The sequence below is a fragment of the Paenibacillus sp. FSL R7-0302 genome (assembly GCF_038006885.1).
GTDB lineage: Bacteria > Bacillota > Bacilli > Paenibacillales > Paenibacillaceae > Paenibacillus_AQ.
This window is the reverse complement of sequence record NZ_JBBOWB010000001.1, coordinates 2,884,304-2,902,483: the sequence shown is the minus strand read 5'-3', so window position 1 is coordinate 2,902,483 and position 18,180 is coordinate 2,884,304. Positions and strand designations below refer to the sequence as shown.

At 52.2% G+C, this 18,180-nt stretch carries 10 protein-coding genes; 8 read left to right on the top strand and 2 right to left on the bottom strand.

The features are described 5' to 3' along the window. Positions 1-15 precede the first annotated feature (15 nt). Entirely contained in the window at positions 16-1,011 is a 996-nt protein-coding gene (locus MKY96_RS12655) for a cache domain-containing protein (protein WP_340940798.1), read from the top strand. Between the two features lie 78 nt (positions 1,012-1,089). Here MKY96_RS12655 and MKY96_RS12650 read toward each other — a convergent pair whose 3' ends face one another. Beyond that, positions 1,090-2,856 (bottom strand): cache domain-containing sensor histidine kinase, encoded by a 1,767-nt coding sequence (locus tag MKY96_RS12650; protein ID WP_340940797.1) that lies wholly within the window; start codon positions 2,854-2,856, stop codon positions 1,090-1,092. Then, a complete protein-coding gene (locus MKY96_RS12645; protein ID WP_340940795.1) occupies positions 2,849-4,093 on the bottom strand; it encodes a response regulator in 1,245 nt (414 codons plus the stop codon). The genes MKY96_RS12650 and MKY96_RS12645 overlap by 8 nt, the downstream gene beginning before the upstream one ends. A 310-nt stretch (positions 4,094-4,403) precedes the next feature. Between MKY96_RS12645 and MKY96_RS12640 the strand changes: the two genes are divergently transcribed. The 7 genes from MKY96_RS12640 (at position 4,404) to MKY96_RS12610 (ending at position 17,900) form a co-directional block, all read left to right on the top strand. Beyond that, on the top strand, positions 4,404-6,584 hold the full coding sequence (locus tag MKY96_RS12640; RefSeq protein ID WP_340940794.1) for a beta-galactosidase: 2,181 nt from the start codon (positions 4,404-4,406) through the stop codon (positions 6,582-6,584). 69 nt (positions 6,585-6,653) lie between these two features. Next, positions 6,654-8,819 carry a GH92 family glycosyl hydrolase gene (locus MKY96_RS12635; protein ID WP_340940793.1) on the top strand — a complete coding sequence of 722 codons (2,166 nt, stop codon included), beginning with the start codon at positions 6,654-6,656 and terminating at the stop codon, positions 8,817-8,819. Positions 8,820-8,882: 63 nt separating this feature from the next. Then, complete coding sequence (locus tag MKY96_RS12630; RefSeq protein ID WP_340940791.1) at positions 8,883-9,989, top strand: peptidylprolyl isomerase; 1,107 nt, start codon at positions 8,883-8,885, stop codon at positions 9,987-9,989. A gap of 25 nt (positions 9,990-10,014) precedes the next feature. After that, positions 10,015-14,964, top strand: a complete 4,950-nt coding sequence (locus MKY96_RS12625; protein WP_340940790.1) for an S-layer homology domain-containing protein — start codon at positions 10,015-10,017, stop codon at positions 14,962-14,964. Between the two features lie 185 nt (positions 14,965-15,149). After that, positions 15,150-15,524 (top strand): BlaI/MecI/CopY family transcriptional regulator, encoded by a 375-nt coding sequence (locus MKY96_RS12620; protein WP_340940789.1) that lies wholly within the window; start codon positions 15,150-15,152, stop codon positions 15,522-15,524. A 3-nt stretch (positions 15,525-15,527) separates the two neighbouring features. Continuing rightward, positions 15,528-16,970: a M56 family metallopeptidase gene (locus MKY96_RS12615; protein ID WP_340944545.1), complete on the top strand. Its 1,443-nt coding sequence runs from the start codon at positions 15,528-15,530 to the stop codon at positions 16,968-16,970. Positions 16,971-17,195: 225 nt separating this feature from the next. Next, positions 17,196-17,900 (top strand): class I SAM-dependent methyltransferase, encoded by a 705-nt coding sequence (locus MKY96_RS12610; protein ID WP_340940788.1) that lies wholly within the window; start codon positions 17,196-17,198, stop codon positions 17,898-17,900. The last annotated feature ends 280 nt before the right edge of the window (positions 17,901-18,180 follow it).

The window sequence follows — 18,180 nt, the reverse complement described above, 5'->3', positions numbered from 1 at the left end:
GGGATGGGGAAACCTATGTTCAGATCGTTCGGCCGCAACATCCGCCTCGTCCTGGTGTTGTTCATTACGGTCTATATCTCTGCTTCAAGCTTCATTCTGTTCCGCAATATGGAGCACCGGAGCCTGGATATGCTCAGGCAGTTGTCCGTCCAGTACACCGGCCAGCAGCATAAGAATACACTGCTGTTCATGAACTGGCTGGAAGAGACCTCCAAGCTGATCTCCAATAACCAGGTGGTACAACAAGCGCTGAAGAAACCAGCGTATGACGGGGCCATCTCACCGATACTGGAAGGGATACGTTCTTCCAGCAGTGATATACTCGGCATTTACATTTGGGGGGAAGCAGGCGCAGCTTATTCTTCCAGCAATGTGTCGGGGCTGCTCCCGTTCACCGAGATCAAGAAGGACCCGGGAATGAAGCAATTCCTGGGAGATCGTGAGCAGACCTTACGCTGGACGGTCCTGAACCGGGAACAGCTGATGAATGCGCCTACGGATCTGCGTGACCGTCTGCTGCTTGAAGTGAAAATTCAGGATGCGGGAGGACGGGTCCTTGGTCTGCTCTCCCTTGAAGTGGAGATTGGCAAGCTGTACAGCTTCTACCTGTCAGACAAGAATTCGATCTACGGGGAGAATGAGGTCTACCTGCTGAAGGGGAACGGGGAGCTGCTGAAGGCAGCGGATATGCCCCTGATACGTCTTAAGGAAATCGGAGCAGCGCTGGCCACACCGGGGAAAAGCAGCCTGAATGAAACGGGCTTAAAGGAGCGCGAAACAGCAGACGGCCTAATTCTGCTCTATCCGCTGCCCGACTCAGAGGATCAGATTGTCACCTATATCTCTGCTGACGGCATGAACGCAGAGCTGCGGGCGTTCAAATATATCATGCTGGCATTGAACACCGCAGTATTCCTATTGTTCTGGCTGCTGATTTCTATGCTGAGCGGCAGTATTGTCAATCCGTTGAACCAGCTATATCTGAAAATCAATTCAACAATGAAAGAGTAAGCCCTTTGTTTTTGAGCAGGATTCAACTTAAGCGCGCTTGGGTGGATGTTGATCCTGCTTAAACACACTGCCCTGATCTCATCTGGACAATTCCTTCTTCAAGCTGATGGTCACGGTGGTGCCTTGCCCGGGAGTGCTGGAGATACTAAGCCCATATTGGGGACCATATTCCAGCTTAATGCGTTCGTCCACATTACGCAGACCGTAGCCGCTCTGGAACAGCACATCCTCTTTGGCCTGGCTGAGTGTTGCCCCATTTGCGAATCCGACTCCGTCATCCGTCACGGTGAACCGGATCTCTTCCCCCCGAAGCTCCCCCTTAATCCAGATTCGGCCTGCGCCGCGCTTCTCGCTGATGCCATGTTTGATCGCATTCTCTGCAATAGGCTGGAGAATCAGCTTCAATATGCGGACGCCTTGCAAGGATTCATCAATCTCATATTCCACTCCGAACTTATCCGGGAACCGCATTTGTTCGACCGTCACGAAGCTCTGCACCAGACGGATTTCCTCTTCGACCGTGACGAACTTGTCCCCTTTATGCAGGCTGATCCGAAAAAAAGTGGCCAATGAGGAAATCAGCCGCTCAATGTCCGGCTGCTTCTTCAGCCGGGCAATCCAGGCAATCGCATCCAAGGTGTTGTATAGGAAATGGGGGTTAATCTGCGATTGCAGCGCAGTTAGTTCGGCCTTGCGCTGCTTTTCCTTCTCCTCATCCTTTTCCAGCATCAGTTGGCTGATCCGTTCCACCATTTGGTAATAGCTGTTCTCCAGTTGGCTAATCTCATCTACTTGTCCCCGTTGGTCATAGACAGCGGCCAGATCTTTTTTGCCGAAGAGCCCCAGCTTCTTCTTCAATTTCAGCAGCGGACGGGTAATTTGCGCTGCCAGATAGAAGGACAGCAGGAGCAGCACGATGAAGGTTACGCTGGCGAACAGGAGCGCATTGCGGTTGCCCTTGACGATTCCCGCGAACAGCTTGTGGCTGGAGATCACGCTGGTGAATTCCCAGCTAACCCCAAGGGACTCCAGCCGGGGATTCAGCGGATAGGTCGCAATGATATAAGTGTTGCCATTCTCCGACCAAGTGCGGTAGCCTTCTTCCTTACCCGGACGAAGCGGTGCGCTCTCCTCCAGGAAATTGCCCAGAAGCCGTTTGTCAGGGTGGGAAATAATCCGGTTGCCGGACGTCAGGAAGGAGTAGCCGATGCCTGTGAAGCTGGAGGAATACAGTGCCGCCAAGGCGGACTCTCTGACATAAATAATCACGACACCGATATTCTGCCCCGTATTGAAGTTGCGGAACTGCTGTCCGAAGGGAATGTAGGCATTGCCTTCGCCATCCCGTTTGATCTCACCAACCACAGGCATACTGCTCTCTTGAATACGCTTGATGAACAGGGCTTCAGGAACCTCCAGCATCTGCTGCTTGGTCTGATAAGAATAGAGTACATTGTCATTGGTCTGGATGATAACATTGCCTGCCAAGAAGTTATCGGCCAGCATATCGTCAATAATGGCTCCGATTCGCGATTCCTTGTCTGCAGCCGGGAGGTGGTCATTATTGATGATCTGATAGATGTCACTGTTCACCAGAAACCGCAGGAACAGCATCTGGATGTCATCAGCCATCAGCTCCACGCTCAGTCCAATCTGGCGCTGCGTCTGAACGACATGACGGTACAAGTCTTTTTGCAGATAGGTATAGGAGTAGAAATTGAAAATAACCAGCATCAGCACCAGATGCAGAGACAGGCCCGCTAACAATACAATCACAATCCGGCCCTTGATCTTGAACCGCCGCAGCCGGGAATTCATCCATTTCTCCAAATGTAGCTTAACCATAGGTTTTCGCATATTCACTTGGCGGGATACCGGTCATTTTCTTGAAGATCTGACTGAAATACTTGGAATCGGTAAAGCCGACCTGATTACCCACCTCATAGACCCGGTACATCGGATTACGCAGCATACGCTTGGCTTCCTCGATGCGGTATTCCGTCAGACACTCGTAGAAGGTCTTATTCAGATCCTTGCGGAACAGATGCATCAGATGGGTCGGACTCACGAATACCGCCGAAGCGACCCGCTCAACGGTAATATTCCCGGCATAATGCTCACGGATAAAAGCGAGTGCTTCCCTGATTTCACGCCGGCAGCGCGCTCCGGCTTCTTCCCCGGCATACAGCACACGTTCAACACCTGTCAAAGCCCGCTGTGCGGCAAGAACAGCCTGCCGGTATGAGTCTGCGATCCTGTACCAATCTTCTGTAGGCTTGCCTATACCTATACTGAGCGGCTGCCCGAAGTGCTGCTGGCTCCATTCGGACAGCTGTTTGCCCAAGCTGCGGGCATAGTCAATGGCATGTACTAACTCTCTGGTCCGAAGTACCATAACCCACTCCAGATGGCTGTCCCGGAAGAGGCAGAGCTGCTCCAAAGAATGCGCTTCCATCAAGACTGCTGCGGCATCCTCCAATGCTCTCGTTCCCTCCGCACTGCTCTCTAGGCCATTGTCAGGAGGGAAGGCGAGAGATAGAGGAAGGATAGCCTCTCCGGGTTCGAGCTGAAGATTCAACAGCTTTAACTTACCGGCTACAAATTCCTCATCATGCAATTGCCCGTGCAGCAGATCCTGCCAGAATTGCTTGGAGATCGAAGCGATTTCCCCGTTCAGCTGTGAGTACCGCTTGGAATGCAGCTTCTTCTCCAGAATTTCATTTCCGACACAGCGAACCGTATCAGCGAGTTCTTCTATATTGATGGGCTTCAGTAAATAGGTGGAAGCGCCATAACGCAGAGCTGCCTGCGCATATTGAAATTCATCATAACCGCTAAGAACGACAATGCCCACCAGCATGTCCTGTTCGCGGATTTTCTCTATAAGCTCCAGACCATTCATGAACGGCATGCGGATATCGGTGATAATCACATCCGGACGGTGCTGCAGGGCGAGCGCCAGGCCTTCTTCGCCATTGCTGGCTTCTCCAATGATCTCAACGCCGTATTCTGCCCAATCAATAGTTTGTGTGATGCCCATGCGTACCAGGTATTCGTCATCGACTACAAGCGCTTTCAACATTAGCTTCACCCCGTAGTAGTTTTCTGTGTCTTACAGTCATTATAAACGTGAATTGTCTTTTAGAGGAGCAGTAAATAATCAGGTGGTCAGGATCACAAACGATATCGCAGCATCTTACCCCCACGGTTCTGCCTATTAACGTCCGTATAGCGGCGACTGGTTCCATTTAAACAGGTTCGCAAACCGTTTCATAGGATTCTATCCTAACTTTCGTAAAATACACTGTGATAGACTTTAAGCGTGAATAAGCAGTAAGCGCTTTTATAAGTGGAAGATCATCGAAATTGAACGCTGTAGGAGGAGTTTCTTCATGCAAGATCCATTTATTCCATTCGGGTTTCAATATTACCGTTCCCCAACCCCCTTCCGGGATCAATGGGAGCAAGACCTCGGCAATATTGCCGGGCAGGGGTTCAATTGTGTGAAGTATTGGGTCCAGTGGCGCTCCAGTGTCTCCAGGGAAGGGACATTCGTGTTCGATGATATTCAGGAGCTGATGGATATAGCTCACCGGAATGGGCTCAAGGTCATTTTGAATGTGATTTTCGATGTAGCTCCGGCCTGGTTCTATAGAAAATATCCGGATTCCAAAATGGTCACGGCCGACGGTTCCATTCTGGAGCCAAGAGCGATTAACTGCCGCCAGATTGGCGGAGCACCCGGACCTTGCTATCATCATGCGCCAGCCGCTGCGGAGAAGGCACGCTTTCTGGAGGAGACCGTCAAGGCCTTCAAGGATCATCCGGCGCTCTGGGTCTGGGATTTGTGGAATGAGCCGGAGCTGACTACGGGGATTAAGCGTAAGCTGTCTTTTGACAACCAGGTCTGTTATTGCAGGCATTCGCTGCCCGCATTTCATGAATGGCTGATCCACAAATATGGTTCTCTGGAAGCGCTCAACGAATCGTGGCAGCGGACTTACGGGGGCTGGGAGGAAGTGGAGGCACCGCGGGGCCAGGGCATCTTCAACGATCTGGTAGACTGGCGGCTGTTCATGTCGGACACCCTGACAGAGGAGCTGCGGAGCCGGGTACAAATAGTGAAGTCGCTGGATGTGCAGCATCCGGTTATGGCCCATACGGTACCTGCGCCAATCTTCAATATGATTACGGCTGGTTCGGATGATTTCAAGCTGGCAGAGCCCTGTGATCTGACAGGCAACAGCCTGGGGTCTTCGGCGTGGTCGGCTGATCTGCTGATCTCGGCGGCCAAAGGCAAACCGATTATTAACTCGGAAATTCACGCGCTGCCGGGCAATACAGCGATGAAGCCGCGCCAGCCGGATCTTCTGGAGATGAAACGGCATATTCTGACCCCGCTTGCCCGCGGCATCACCGGATATCTATTTTGGCAATACAGGCCTGAGATATTGGGTCAGGAAGCCCCGGCCTGGGGCAGTGTCTATCTGGACGGCAGCGCAGCGCCCTGGTACAGGGACATGGCACAGCTTAACAAGCTGGTACAGAGCAATAAGCGGGAGCTGATGCTGGCCAAACGCCGCGGGGACGGGATTGCCATTCTGTTCAGCCCGGAGAATCAGATTGCCAACTTCGCAGCGCATGATCATCTGGATACCTACAACGACTCCATACAAGGCGCCCATAAGCTGCTGCATGAGCTTAATTATAAAGTAGAGTTCCTGCATGAGTCTGATATTACAGAGGAGTCTCTGAAGCCATACCGCTGCCTGTGGATGCCTTATCCGCTCTACCTGAACCGCAAATTGTGCGCCATCCTGCGTGGGTGGGTCGAGAACGGCGGGATTCTGATCTCGGAATGCTCCTTCGGTGCTCTTCAGGCAGAGAATGGCTGTCACAGCTATAACGTTCCGGGATATGGATTCGATCAAGTGTTCGGCGTCCGCGAGACCTGGATTCACTCCGCCGAGAATCTGGATCACAGCTATCATCAGGTGGCCTTCGAATCCCGGACGGCGATCCCGCTGCGGAATGTGATGGGGCATAGCGGGGAAGAGGAGCCTGCCGCAGGCGGTCTGGCTCATGGTTCCTACTACAAATCAGATATTGAGTTGGAAGGACATGTGAAGGTACTGGCCCAATTTACCGAAGACCTCATGCCTGCCTTAACCTGTGCTGATTACGGCAGCGGACGGGCTGTATGGTTAGGCACCTTGCTTGCAGCTGCCTATTGGAAGGATAAACATCCCGGTACGCTTCAACTGGTACGGGAGCTACTGCAGCAGGAGCTGAAGCTGGAGACTTATGTGCAGGCCAGCGGTAAAGTCCGTGCCGATCTGTCTGAATGGGGCGAAGGTGAAGGAACAGACCGGGGTGCGTTTCTATATGTGCATAATGAAGGGAAAGAGGACATCGCGACTGAAATTAAGCTGTGTGCTGTGTATACCTCAGCCGAACCCTGGTTTACCGGCGGACACGCCGATATTCGGCCGGCGGATCAGAAGGAGCCTTCAACAACCCGTCTGAGTGTACGGATACAGGCCGGGGATGTTCAGGTATTCCGCTTAGCTTAAGACGGCAGAGCGTATTACCGGATATTATAGAGCCGGCCGGTGAGATCCGGCCGAAGGGAGTGTATTGGTGTGAAGTTAGTAGATTATGTTAATCCCATGCAGGGAACAGAATCGGATTTCCGGTATTCCAACGGCAACACGCTGCCGCTTACAGCGATGCCGTTCGGTATGGCAGCCTGGTGTCCGCAAACCCATGAAGCGGGCGGCACCTGGTTCTTCCATCCCCGCCACCGCCACCTGGAGGGTATCCGACTGACCCATCAGCCCAGTCCCTGGATCGGGGACTACGGACATCTGACACTGCTGCCGCAGACAGGGCCGCTGCTGCTCAGCCCCGGCGCACGCTCCTCCTCCTTCAAACCGGAGGAGATGCAGGTAGCCCCCCATTATTTAAGCGTTTCCTTGCAGCGTTACCGGACCCGGCTGGAGTTGACACCGACCGAGCGCTGTGCGGCGCTGAGAATAACTTATGATGAGCCGCACCAGAACAGGCTGATTATAGCGCCCCTGAAGGGGGAGTCACATTTTGTCTTCCAGCCGGAGATGCGCAGAATTACCGGCTATACCAGAGGCCATACCGCCGGGGTACCCGATAACTTCGCCATGTATTTCGTCTTCCAGTTCGATACAGACCTGATCATGGAGGAGTCGGGCATCTTCAATGGAGATTATCAGCAGTTAGGGACGTATGAGGGAACCGGAGAACGGCTCGGTGCCTATGCAGGATTAGCCCTGCCAGCATCCGGCATTGCAGGGGTTAAGTGCGGCACCTCCTTCATCAGCGGGGAGCAGGCTCTGCTGAATCTGGAACGGGAGACCGGTGAGCGCAGCTTCGGGGAGATCTTAAGCACAGCAGAGGCAAGCTGGGAAGAACGGCTCAGCCGGATTACTGTTGAAAGCACAGATGAAGAGAATCTCCGCACCTTTTACAGCTGCATGTACAGGGTCTGCCTGTTCCCCAGAACATGGCATGAATATAACGAGCAGAGCGAACAGATCCATTACAGCCCATTTAACGGCGGCATTTGCCAAGGTCCAATGTATTCAGATATCGGTCTGTGGGATGTATACCGTACGAGCCTCCCGCTGTACAGCGTTCTGTTCCCAACTCTACTGGGCGAGATTATGCAGGCGTGGACGCTGGCTTATGAAGAGAACGGCTGGCTGCCGAAGTGGCTGTCTCCGGGTGAACGCAGTGCGATGCCTGGGACACTGATTGATGCGGCAGCTGCGGATGCCATCGTCAAGGGAATCGGAGGCTTCAATGCGGAGCTGCTATATGCGGGCCTGCTGAAGCACGCGGACCATCCGGCTGCGGATGAGAGACTGGGCAGACGCGGACTTGAATTATATTTGCAGCATGGCTATCTGCCGCATGACCGGTTCCATGAAAGTGTGAGCAATACACTGGATTATGTATACGGGGATTTCTGTATTGCCCAGATTGCCAGGACACTTGGCAAGATGGACGACTATGAGCGCTTCATGAGCCGTGCGCAGAATTACAAGCGGTTATTTGATCCGGAAGTCGGATTCATGAGAGGCCGTAACGAGGACGGCACCTGGCAAGAGGCCTTTGATCCGCTGCAATGGGGCGATCCCTTCTGTGAAGGCGGTGCCTGGCAGGGGAGCTGGGCGGTCCCCCATGACTTCCCGGGGCTGGCCGGACTGATGGGAGGAGAGCAGGCATTCGTCCGCAAGCTGGACCAGCTAATGGCTGAAGAACCGGTATTCAAAGTAGGCTCCTATGGACAGGAAATTCATGAAATGTCGGAGATGGCTTCGGCCGGACTCGGGCAATTTGCCATCAGCAATCAGCCCAGCTTTCATATCCCTTATCTATTCTCCAGACTCGGAGCACTGCCCAAAACACAGTACTGGGTCCGCAAAACCATGGCCGGACTGTTCAGCAGCAGGATGGACGGGTTGCCCGGCGATGAGGATAACGGCAGCATGGGGGCCTGGTATATTTGGAGTGCCCTCGGCCTGTATCCGCTAAGTCCCGGAATTCCTGAGTATGTACTCGGCAGCCCTCTGTTTGACAAGGTTACGATCAAGCTAGAAAATGGGCGGCAATGGGTCATTGAAGCGGAGAATAATAGCCCCTCCAATATATATAGTGCATCGGTTCACTGGAACAATACGCCGTGGGAGGATCACTCCTTGCCTCATAACGAGATTATGAGAGGCGGAGTCTTAAGCTTCAGTATGTATCCGGGGCCTGCCCCGCTATAAGAACCAGGCGAGGCAGTCGGTGTTGAAAGCGCTTAACATTAATGCGGAGAGGAGAGATTAACAATGGCTCAAAGGTTTCATTCCAAATGGAAAACGCTTGCCGCTATGCTGGCTGCATTGACCGCCGGAAGTCTGATAATGATTGGGGCAATGAGCATGAATACGCCCGGGGAAGCACCTCCGCTTCTTATCGTCAATGGTCAGGAGACTTCAACCGCGGAGTTCAACTGGCATCTTCAGCTGAACCGGGCGCTTACTGCCGATTACTTCATGCAGACTTATAATGCCGGTTATTCTGAGGACTTCTGGTTGACCGATTATTCCGGCGAGATTCCGTTGCAACGATGGATCAGGGACGCTCAGACTCAGCTATTGACCAAGCAAGCAGAGCTGCAGCTTGCAGAGGAAGCTGGAGTGATATCAGACATCAGCTTTGAGGCATTCCTGATTGGAATGGAGCGCGAGAATATACGGCGGAGTCAGGCGGCAGTGAACAAGGAGGTGGTGTATGGTCCTAAGCATCTGGATGGACAGGCTTACTACAGCTATTACATGAGCAATCTTGAGGATGCAACGATTGATGCGATGCGCCGCAATGGCTCTATCGTCATCACTGCTGAACAGGAGAGGCTGGAATACGAAGCCAATTTGGCCGCGAAATATTCCAGACAGGGAACTACCCGTGTGGAATGGGTGACGCTGCCTTACGGACCGGAATCAGAATACAAAGATCAGAGCGGGGCCATGGACAGAATGAAAGAGCTCCAGGCAGCAGTAACAGCGGGAAGGGAATCTACCGGAACAGAGCTTACTGGAACAACTCTCCGTGAACAGGCAGAAGAGTTGGGAGTATATACCCGCGAGCTAACAGTTACCAGCACCTCACGGCGGACAGCAGCTCTGGAGAATCCGTTGGTATTACTTGCTGCGGAACAGCTTGCACAGGGACAGATGAGCAGCTTGATTGTGGAGAATGGGGCTGTCCACCTCCTGTACTGCCTGTCCGAAGCTGACCCGGAAGCTCTGCCGCTCGATCAAGTCAAGGATCGGATTGCACAGGAGCTGGCACAGCAGAAGTTCCGAGCTCTTGTGGATCACAAGCGGTCCGAAGCCGTTGTGGAATGGAATAACCAGATGGCTGAGGATCTGGCACGGCAGGCGATTCAATAACAATTCGAGGAGGAATAACGCAATAATGTTGAAAAAACTGACAATAACCATACTTGCGCTGGTGATGATCTGCACGGCGATGCTCCCCGCAATGGGCGTTTCTGCCCATACCGAAGAGACGGTGACCAATGAGTTCTCGACCCTTCCGGCAGGCGAGTTGCGCTCGGAGAATTGGGTGATTGACAGCAGCAATCCTCAGTTTTTCAGCGGAGATGCTGACAGGATGGTCAGAACCTCCACCGATACCGGATATGCAGTCTATCAGATGACAGGCGTCCAGTCGTTCTCGCTTCAAACGTATTATTTCTCCGGCTCAACCGCCGTAGTGAAGTTCTATGGATCAGCGGATGCGGCAGACTGGACGGAGCTTCCGGCCGTCAATGACAGTCCGGCAGCGACCGCCTCGGGCTGGTACGGAACCATGTATACACCATCAGGTGCATTGCCGGATAGTGTAAATTACCTGAAGATTGAAGTCAGCGGCGATCTCGATACCTGGATGACGCAGCTCGGAAGCCTTAAGCTCTCCAATGTATCCATAGCTCCGCTAACGGTGAACGATGAGCTGGACGATGTCTCACAGCTCTCTGCATACAGCGATAACTGGACCATGGATACAAGCAATCCCGATTATTTTGGCGGAGATGCTTCCCGGGCGGTAAGAACGGCAGAATCCGCTGAATTTATCGTATACCATCTGCATAACCTGCAGTCCTTCAAAGCCCGCCTGCATTCCTTTGCCGGCTCCAGCGGAAGCATCAGGTTCTACGGTTCGGCGGATGCCTCGGCCTGGGCGGAGCTGCCCGCTGTTCAAGATGCTCCCCAGTCCACGGGTGATGGAGCTTGGACAGGGAGCAATTATACGCCTGCAGAGGTTATTCCACCTGGTATTCATTATCTGAAAATCGAACTAAGCGGTGATTCCGCCCCCTGGCAAATGCAGCTAGGCTCGGTCTCCTTATCCAATAGAACGCAGGGAGGCGGCGGTAGCAGTGGCGGAGACGGGGATTATTACGTCGATGCCCTTACAGGCAGCGACAGTAATGACGGGCGAACACCGGAGACGGCGTGGAAGACATTTAGCGTGGTCAATCAGACTACCTTTGAGGCCGGTGACCGGATCTTGCTGAAGAAGGGCGGCATCTGGAACGAACAATTATATCCCAAAGGCAGCGGAACGGACGAGAAATTGATCACTATCGGTGCATATGGCACCGGAAGCAAGCCGGTTATTAATGGCGGAGGTATGGCTGGCGGGGCCGTGTATTTACGCAATGCCTCGAATTGGATGATCCGGGATCTGGAGGTTACCAACTATGCCTCCGAGAGGGGAACGGTCTACCGTGAAGGTATTATGGTAGAGAACGCCAATGGAGGAATCTTAAGAAATATACACATTAAGGATAACTATGTGCATGATGTATCCAGCAGCTTCCGCTATCCTACCGTATCCGGGGCTGAAGGTGGCCCACATGCATTCGGTGGCATCTCCGTATATGTAGGAGGAACAACGGGTACAGACAAGTTCGACGGAGTATGGATCGAAGGCAACACGGTGGAACGGATCGGTCGTACCGGGATTGTGGTATGGGATCAGCGGTTCAACGGAACGGACTATGCTACGGTCAATGTCACCATCCGCGGGAATTATGTCAAGCAGGCGGACAGCGACGGCATTCTTACCTTTGGTGTGAATGGGGGATTGATTGAACATAACATTGCAGAGGAGGGGGGGAACTATTCCGAGGAGGGTGAATTTAACGGCTCCGCCGCGATCTGGCCGACCCGGGGCCGGAATAACGTTGTACAGTTCAATGAGTCCTTCAATACGAACAAGCCGGAGGGCGACGGGCAGGGCTTCAATCTGGATATTGATACCATAGACAGTGTGGTTCAATACAATTACAGCCATGGCAACAAAGGCGGATTCATGCTTTTCGTTGATGCGCGCTTGACTCCGGGGGTGCTGACAGGCTCCTCTAATAATGTGGTACGCTACAATATCAGCCAAAATGATCTGACGCATACCTTTAACTTCGCAGGCGGGGTTACGCCGGATACACAAATCTATAATAATACGATCTATATCGGAGCAGGGCAGAACACCAGAATTATCGACCATGAATGGGATGACGGCGGCAATATCAACGCTCCCTATTCCTTCAAGAATAATCTGGTCTACAACCTTGGACAGGGAGGGTATAATCTGCCGGGAGTGAATGGCACCTTCGATCATAATCTGCTGTATGGCAATCACCCTGCAAGCGAGCCGGAGAACGCTAATTCCATCACAGCGAATCCGCTGCTTGTTGCCCAAGGCAGCGGCGGCACCGGCTGGAATACGGTGGACGGCTACAAGCTGAGAGACAACTCGCCTGCACTCGGAGCGGGAGCTGTTATTGCAGACAATGGCGGACTGGATTACTGGGGCAATGCCGTATCAGCGGATGCTCCGCCGAATATCGGAGCATATAACGGTCCCGGACTTGATCCGGCAACGCTGCCTGAAGCACCAGTAGATGATCTGCGGCTGTATTATGAAGGCCTGAAGATTGTACCGCATATTAAGGATGGAAGCAGCGGTGATCTATCGCTTCAGCTTCAATTCACGAATAGTTCCACCGCAGATCCTCTGGTCATTAAGAAGATTACCTGGACTGTAGGTGAAGGCAAAGATCAGATTAGCGGCAGCGAATCGCAGTTGTCCGGGATCGCACCGGGCAACAAATTCCCTTATTCCATTCCACTGCCGGGATTCGCTGAAGGCGTTAAGTATCCGCTGGAGCTGACGGTTGATCTGGAGGGTTACGAGGATGTCCACATTAAGCGGAATATAGATATTAACCGGATGCCGAATCAGTCGGATACAAGCAGTCCGGCGCTGATTGATCTTGCGGACGGAACGCCTCTACTGACGGGTTACAATGGTGTTGATGATATCAGTGGAACTGCGCAGCTGCGCTGGGATAAAGATCAGTTATATTTGACAGCCGATATCCGTGATGATGTATTCACTCATAAGGCTTCCGGGATTAATATCTGGCAGAATGACAGCATCCAGTTCAGCCTTGCTCCCGGTGTGCCGGGAGACAGCCAGTCCTGGTATGAATATGGGATCTCTCAGACGCCGGAGGGGCCGCAAATTTACCGCTGGTTGTCCATGAAGGGGGCAGCCACCGGAGTGTTGACCACAGGAACGCTCAAGGTGACCAGAGATGAGCAGAATAAGGTAACCTCATATGCCCTGGCACTGCCCTGGAGCGAAGTGAGCCCCGTCCGGCCAGCGGCGGGTGAAGTCTTAAGCTTCTCGATGCTGGTCAATGACAATGACGGAGCAGGCCGCAAGGGTTATATCGAATGGGGCTCAGGCATTGGCGGTGTGAAGGACCCGACTCTCTTCCGCACCTTTCAGCTGATGAATACCGGCAAGGGCGAAGAGCCGGAGCTGAGCAGCAATGCCGCTTTGAGCCGGTTGAGTATTGACGGTACAGATATTTCAGGGTTCGGGCAGGATAAACTGGATTACACCATCAACCTTCCTTTTTCCAAGACTGAGGTGATTGTAACAGGGACACCTGCTCATGCCGGGGCGACAGTGACAGTAACAGGCGGGAGCGGGCTTAAGGTAGGAGACAACAGGATTGATGTCAAAGTTACTGCTGCCGATGGAGCTACTTCCAAGACTTACACTGTACATGTGGTTCGGAGCGGTGATAACGCGGGGACGGATACGCCTGAACCTACGCCCGGCAGCAATAACGGCAACAATAATAACAATAATAACAGTGGCGGCAGTGAAGGTACTCCCGGCACAGTAGGTGGTGAGATCATTACTCATTCACCGGGACTCCTTCAGGTACAAGCTGAACCGGGAGCTGATGGAATCAGTCACGCACAGCTTCGGGACGGAGAGATCCGGCAAGCCATGGATGGTGTGCAGAGCGGAGCACTGGTGCTTAAGCTGGCAGCGGAGAATGCTATGTTCAAAGGAAGTGCTTTTCAACTACCGGTTAAAGAGCTCAAGGATCATGTAACCTCGCTTACAGTACAAGCTGGCGGAGTGACCCTAACGATTCCCGTGGCTTCTCTGATGGATAGTATTCCGGAGGATTCCCGGCAGCTGGAGCTTTCCGTTCATATTGCAGATGCTTCACAGCAGCCTGCGGCCATGATTAAGAAATGGACAACATATTCCATGCACCGGATCTCTCTGGCCGTGGACGGACAGCAAATTGAAAGGTTAAGTCGCTCTGCATCCATGAAGGTATCCATTGCACACAACTTGAAGCCGGGAGAAGCGCAGCATCAAGCTATCGCCTATTCCATTACTGGTGGAGGGCAAACCGAAGTGGTTAAGCATTCTAAATATGTATCAGGAGCAGGCAGCGTTACGTTTACAACACAGAACTTTGGCCTCTATGGCACTGCAAATGCAGATGTTCACTTCTCCGATACGGATTCAAGTAACTCCATCATTCTGGAGGCATTGGCTGCCCGTGACCTGGTTCGCGGTACAGGAGAGGGCAAATATGAACCTGACCGGCAAATCACCAGGGCAGAATTCATTCAGCTGCTGGTGTCCGCTCTGGAGCTTCAAGGCGGGAATAATCAAGGGATTTTCAAGGATGTCACTCCAGGGGCATGGTATTACCAAGCAGTTATGACGGCTCAGGCCGCAGGTGTTGTTAATGGGCGCAGTGAGAGCTTCTTCGGTGCAATGGAGCCGGTTACCCGCCAGGAGATCGCTGTTATGCTGTTCCGCGCTATGCGTCTGAACGGACCGCAGCCGGAGACTTCTGGCCCTGCCGCAGCCTTTACGGATCACAAGCAAATCGGAGCGTACGCTCTGGAGCCGGTTAACTATCTGCGGCAGACCGGTATCATCAATGGTTATGGTGACGGTACTTATAAACCGCAGGGTTTGACCACGCGTGAAGAGGCTGCAGCGGTAATATACAGAATCATGGGATTGTGATTTCATTCTAGTGGAGGCTGCCGGGATTTCCCGGCGGTCTTTTACTGCTTCAGTTCAATTTGATAAGCTCTAGACGGATGGCAGCTATACATTTGACTAACCACTACATTATGTAGTAGATTATAACTACTACGTAGTGTAGTAATAATGTTATGGACGCATAACGAAATGAAGAGGTGTTCACGGTGAGCAAGATTCACAAGCTATCGGATACAGAATTAGAGCTAATGGAAGCCATTTGGGCGAGTACGCCGCCAGTAACTTCAACGGAGCTGCTGAACCAGTTTGCGCACAAGGGACGTGACTGGAAGGCGCAGACGATCTCCACCTTTCTGTCACGGTTAGTGGATAAAGGGTTTCTGACTGCCACCAGGCATGGCCGGTTAAACAAATATACCCCGGTGATTTCGCCTGAAGAGTATAAGCTGGTCGAGACTCAGCATGTCCTGGACGGGCTGTATCAGGGCTCTGTCAAGAATCTGATCTCAGCCATGTACGATGGCGACAAGCTGTCGGACCAGGATATTGATGAGCTGAAGCACTGGTTCTCGGAAAAGTAGGTGATGACGATGAAGACCTTACTCGATATTCTAATCCCGCTAACCGTTGCCGGAAGCGTAGTTACACTCAGCATTCAGGCACTGGGGAGGTTCTCCCCCGGACATTTCCCGGCCCGATGGCGTTACGGACTCATTAAGCTGTCCTTAGTCTTTTATTTGATCCCTATAGCTCTGATCCTGCCGTGGTTATCCCAACACCTAAGCGCACCGCGCGTAGCCACAAGTGTACAGAATCCCCAAAGTGGGGGGCTAACCGGGTATGTAGCGGAATCTCTGCAGCCTGCTCTAGCCCTTTCCGAAAGTGCCGCATATATCCTGTTAGGGATCTGGGCAGCGGGAGCCATCATTTTTGCCGCCTGGCAAGGATATGCGTACCGCAGGTTTACCAGAGTACTTAAGCGTAACCGTACCATGGTACCGGAGAATAGTGAGCCAGCCAGCATGCTAAAGAGCATCAAGGAGGAGCTTGGCCTCACATGTAGCGTGAAGCTCGCGTACAGTTCTGTCGCACGCAGTCCTTTTCTGGCCGGTCTATGGAGACCGTCGATCTATTTGCCTATACAGAGTCATCCCAATCTGGATATGGAGATGGTCCTGCGCCATGAATTGGTTCATCTGAAGCGGAAGGATCTGTGGATCAAGGCTGCACTGCTTGCAGTCCGTACATTACATTGGTACAACCCGCTAGTTCACACCGTTCGTCATGAGCTTCATACCTGGAGCGAGCTGACCTGTGACCAGGAAGTGGTGCAAGAGATGTCTCATGCCGACCGCAAACGTTACGGCGGGACAATTCTGAATGTCATGGCAGGGCCCACCAGTCAACCCGGAGCTTTCTACGCCTTATTATCCGGTGACGGCAAACAATTACAAAGGAGATTAACCCATATGCTTAACGTCAAAAAACTAAACAGACAGACCCTCTTCCTATCGGTTACCGCAGCCCTGTTAATTGCAGGGATCGGCACCTCTACGGCGGCATTGGCCTCCAAGATGACACCGCAAGTAGTCGCCGACTCGGAGTATACTTCTTCTGATAATGCCGCTTCCGAAATTGCGGCTTCTACAGTGCCTGAAAGTAAAATAACCGAGCCAGCCAAAGGTTCTGGAACCCAGCCTGCCGAGAGCAGCACCATCCCCGCCCAGGAGTATAAAGCAGGACAACTTGTTGCTGGGCCAGCTGAATCAGCTGATTCTGTAACGGTTCCCGCTGAGCAGTCTCCAGGATCTGCTCAAGCAGAAATAATTGCCCAGCCGCTGCCTGAGCTTGTAGCAGCCCCTGAGGAAAGTGCTCCAGTAACAGTACCGAAAGCAAGCGCAGCCCAATCGGATTCCGGGCTTGCCCCTGCGCCGGTCCCTGCCCAGGAAGAGGCCATCGCAGAGGCGCTTCCGGAGCTAGTGCCGGCTCCGGCTCCTGCTGAAAGTGTTCCCGCGCCTGCCAAGTAACATAAGACATTCAGTGTAATTTGATGCGAATTAATATTAACAAGGACAGGAGCAGTTCCCATGTGGGGCTGCTCTTGTTTTATGCTATTACCTGTTCTATCTAGGTGATGAAGGGTTGTGATGTGATTTGCTGCTGACTAAGTTTACAGAGATATGTTACAATTCTCTCGGCTGCGCTCCTTGGAATCTTCTCGGACGGAGCATTTGAAGTTTGGGGGCGGACAAATGGACAGGTTAACCAGGATCAGATCCGAAGAGAAGATATATCATGATCAATGTTATGATAGCAGCAAGCTATTTGAGCCAGGCTCCTGGCTGCATAGACCCGTTACTACAGTCATTAATCTTATCAATCAATATAAGGATCAAGAATACATAAATGTACTGGATCTGGGAGCTGGAGTTGGCCGGAACAGCATTCCGATCGCCGAATCGATTAAGCATAGGAACGGAACAGTTGTATGTGTAGACCTGCTGGAATCAGCCATAGCGAAGCTGAAGAGTTACAGTCAGCAATTCGGTGTCGAGCCTTACATTGTACCCATTTTATCTGATATCGAGCACTTCTCTATTGAGCCAAATGATTATGATGTGATCATCGCTGTATCCTCACTGGAACACCTGAGCTCGGCACAGGTACTGGAGCAGAAACTGAGTGAAATGAATGCCGGGACAAGAGCAGGCGGGGCGAACTGTATTATAATCGCATCCAATATCCGTGAAGTGGTGCTAGAGAATGAGCATGAGCTTGATCCTATGTTTGAATTGAATCTGTCTACTGAAAGTATGACCGAACTGTTGAATCGGCAGTTTGGCGGATGGGAGACAGAGCAGCTGACCGTGAAATCCTTAGCGTTTGAGATTAACAGAAACGGGCAGCCCGTCAAGCTGACCTCTGATTGTATAACCTTTGTTGCCAGAAAAGGCTGATCTTATAGAGATCGGCTTTTTTTGATAGCGATGGAGATAAGGTACTTGATGTGCCAACCTTGTCAGGCAAACACTATTTAAATTGAACTTGAAAATATACGAAAACCTACAAGTACGAACTAGATAGCAGTTGCTTAAATCCACTTAAATTAGATTTCCACCCCCGTCTGTGACCACACGCACCACATCTTCTATGAATTAGGCTACATTAAGAGTATACCTAATGAAAGGTTTCACAAACTTCCGAAATTTGATTTGAATCCTCCTTTTGCAGCGGCTG

What these genes read in the sequence shown, in the direction of transcription:
- MKY96_RS12655 (WP_340940798.1), top strand. Translation starts at nt 16, where the DNA reads ATGTTCAGATCGTTCGGCCGCAACATCCGCCTCGTCCTGGTGTTGTTC.
- MKY96_RS12650 (WP_340940797.1), bottom strand. Translation starts at nt 2,856, where the DNA reads ATGGTTAAGCTACATTTGGAGAAATGGATGAATTCCCGGCTGCGGCGG.
- MKY96_RS12645 (WP_340940795.1), bottom strand. Translation starts at nt 4,093, where the DNA reads ATGTTGAAAGCGCTTGTAGTCGATGACGAATACCTGGTACGCATGGGC.
- MKY96_RS12640 (WP_340940794.1), top strand. Translation starts at nt 4,404, where the DNA reads ATGCAAGATCCATTTATTCCATTCGGGTTTCAATATTACCGTTCCCCA.
- MKY96_RS12630 (WP_340940791.1), top strand. Translation starts at nt 8,883, where the DNA reads ATGGCTCAAAGGTTTCATTCCAAATGGAAAACGCTTGCCGCTATGCTG.
- MKY96_RS12625 (WP_340940790.1), top strand. Translation starts at nt 10,015, where the DNA reads ATGTTGAAAAAACTGACAATAACCATACTTGCGCTGGTGATGATCTGC.
- MKY96_RS12615 (WP_340944545.1), top strand. Translation starts at nt 15,528, where the DNA reads ATGACGATGAAGACCTTACTCGATATTCTAATCCCGCTAACCGTTGCC.
- MKY96_RS12610 (WP_340940788.1), top strand. Translation starts at nt 17,196, where the DNA reads ATGGACAGGTTAACCAGGATCAGATCCGAAGAGAAGATATATCATGAT.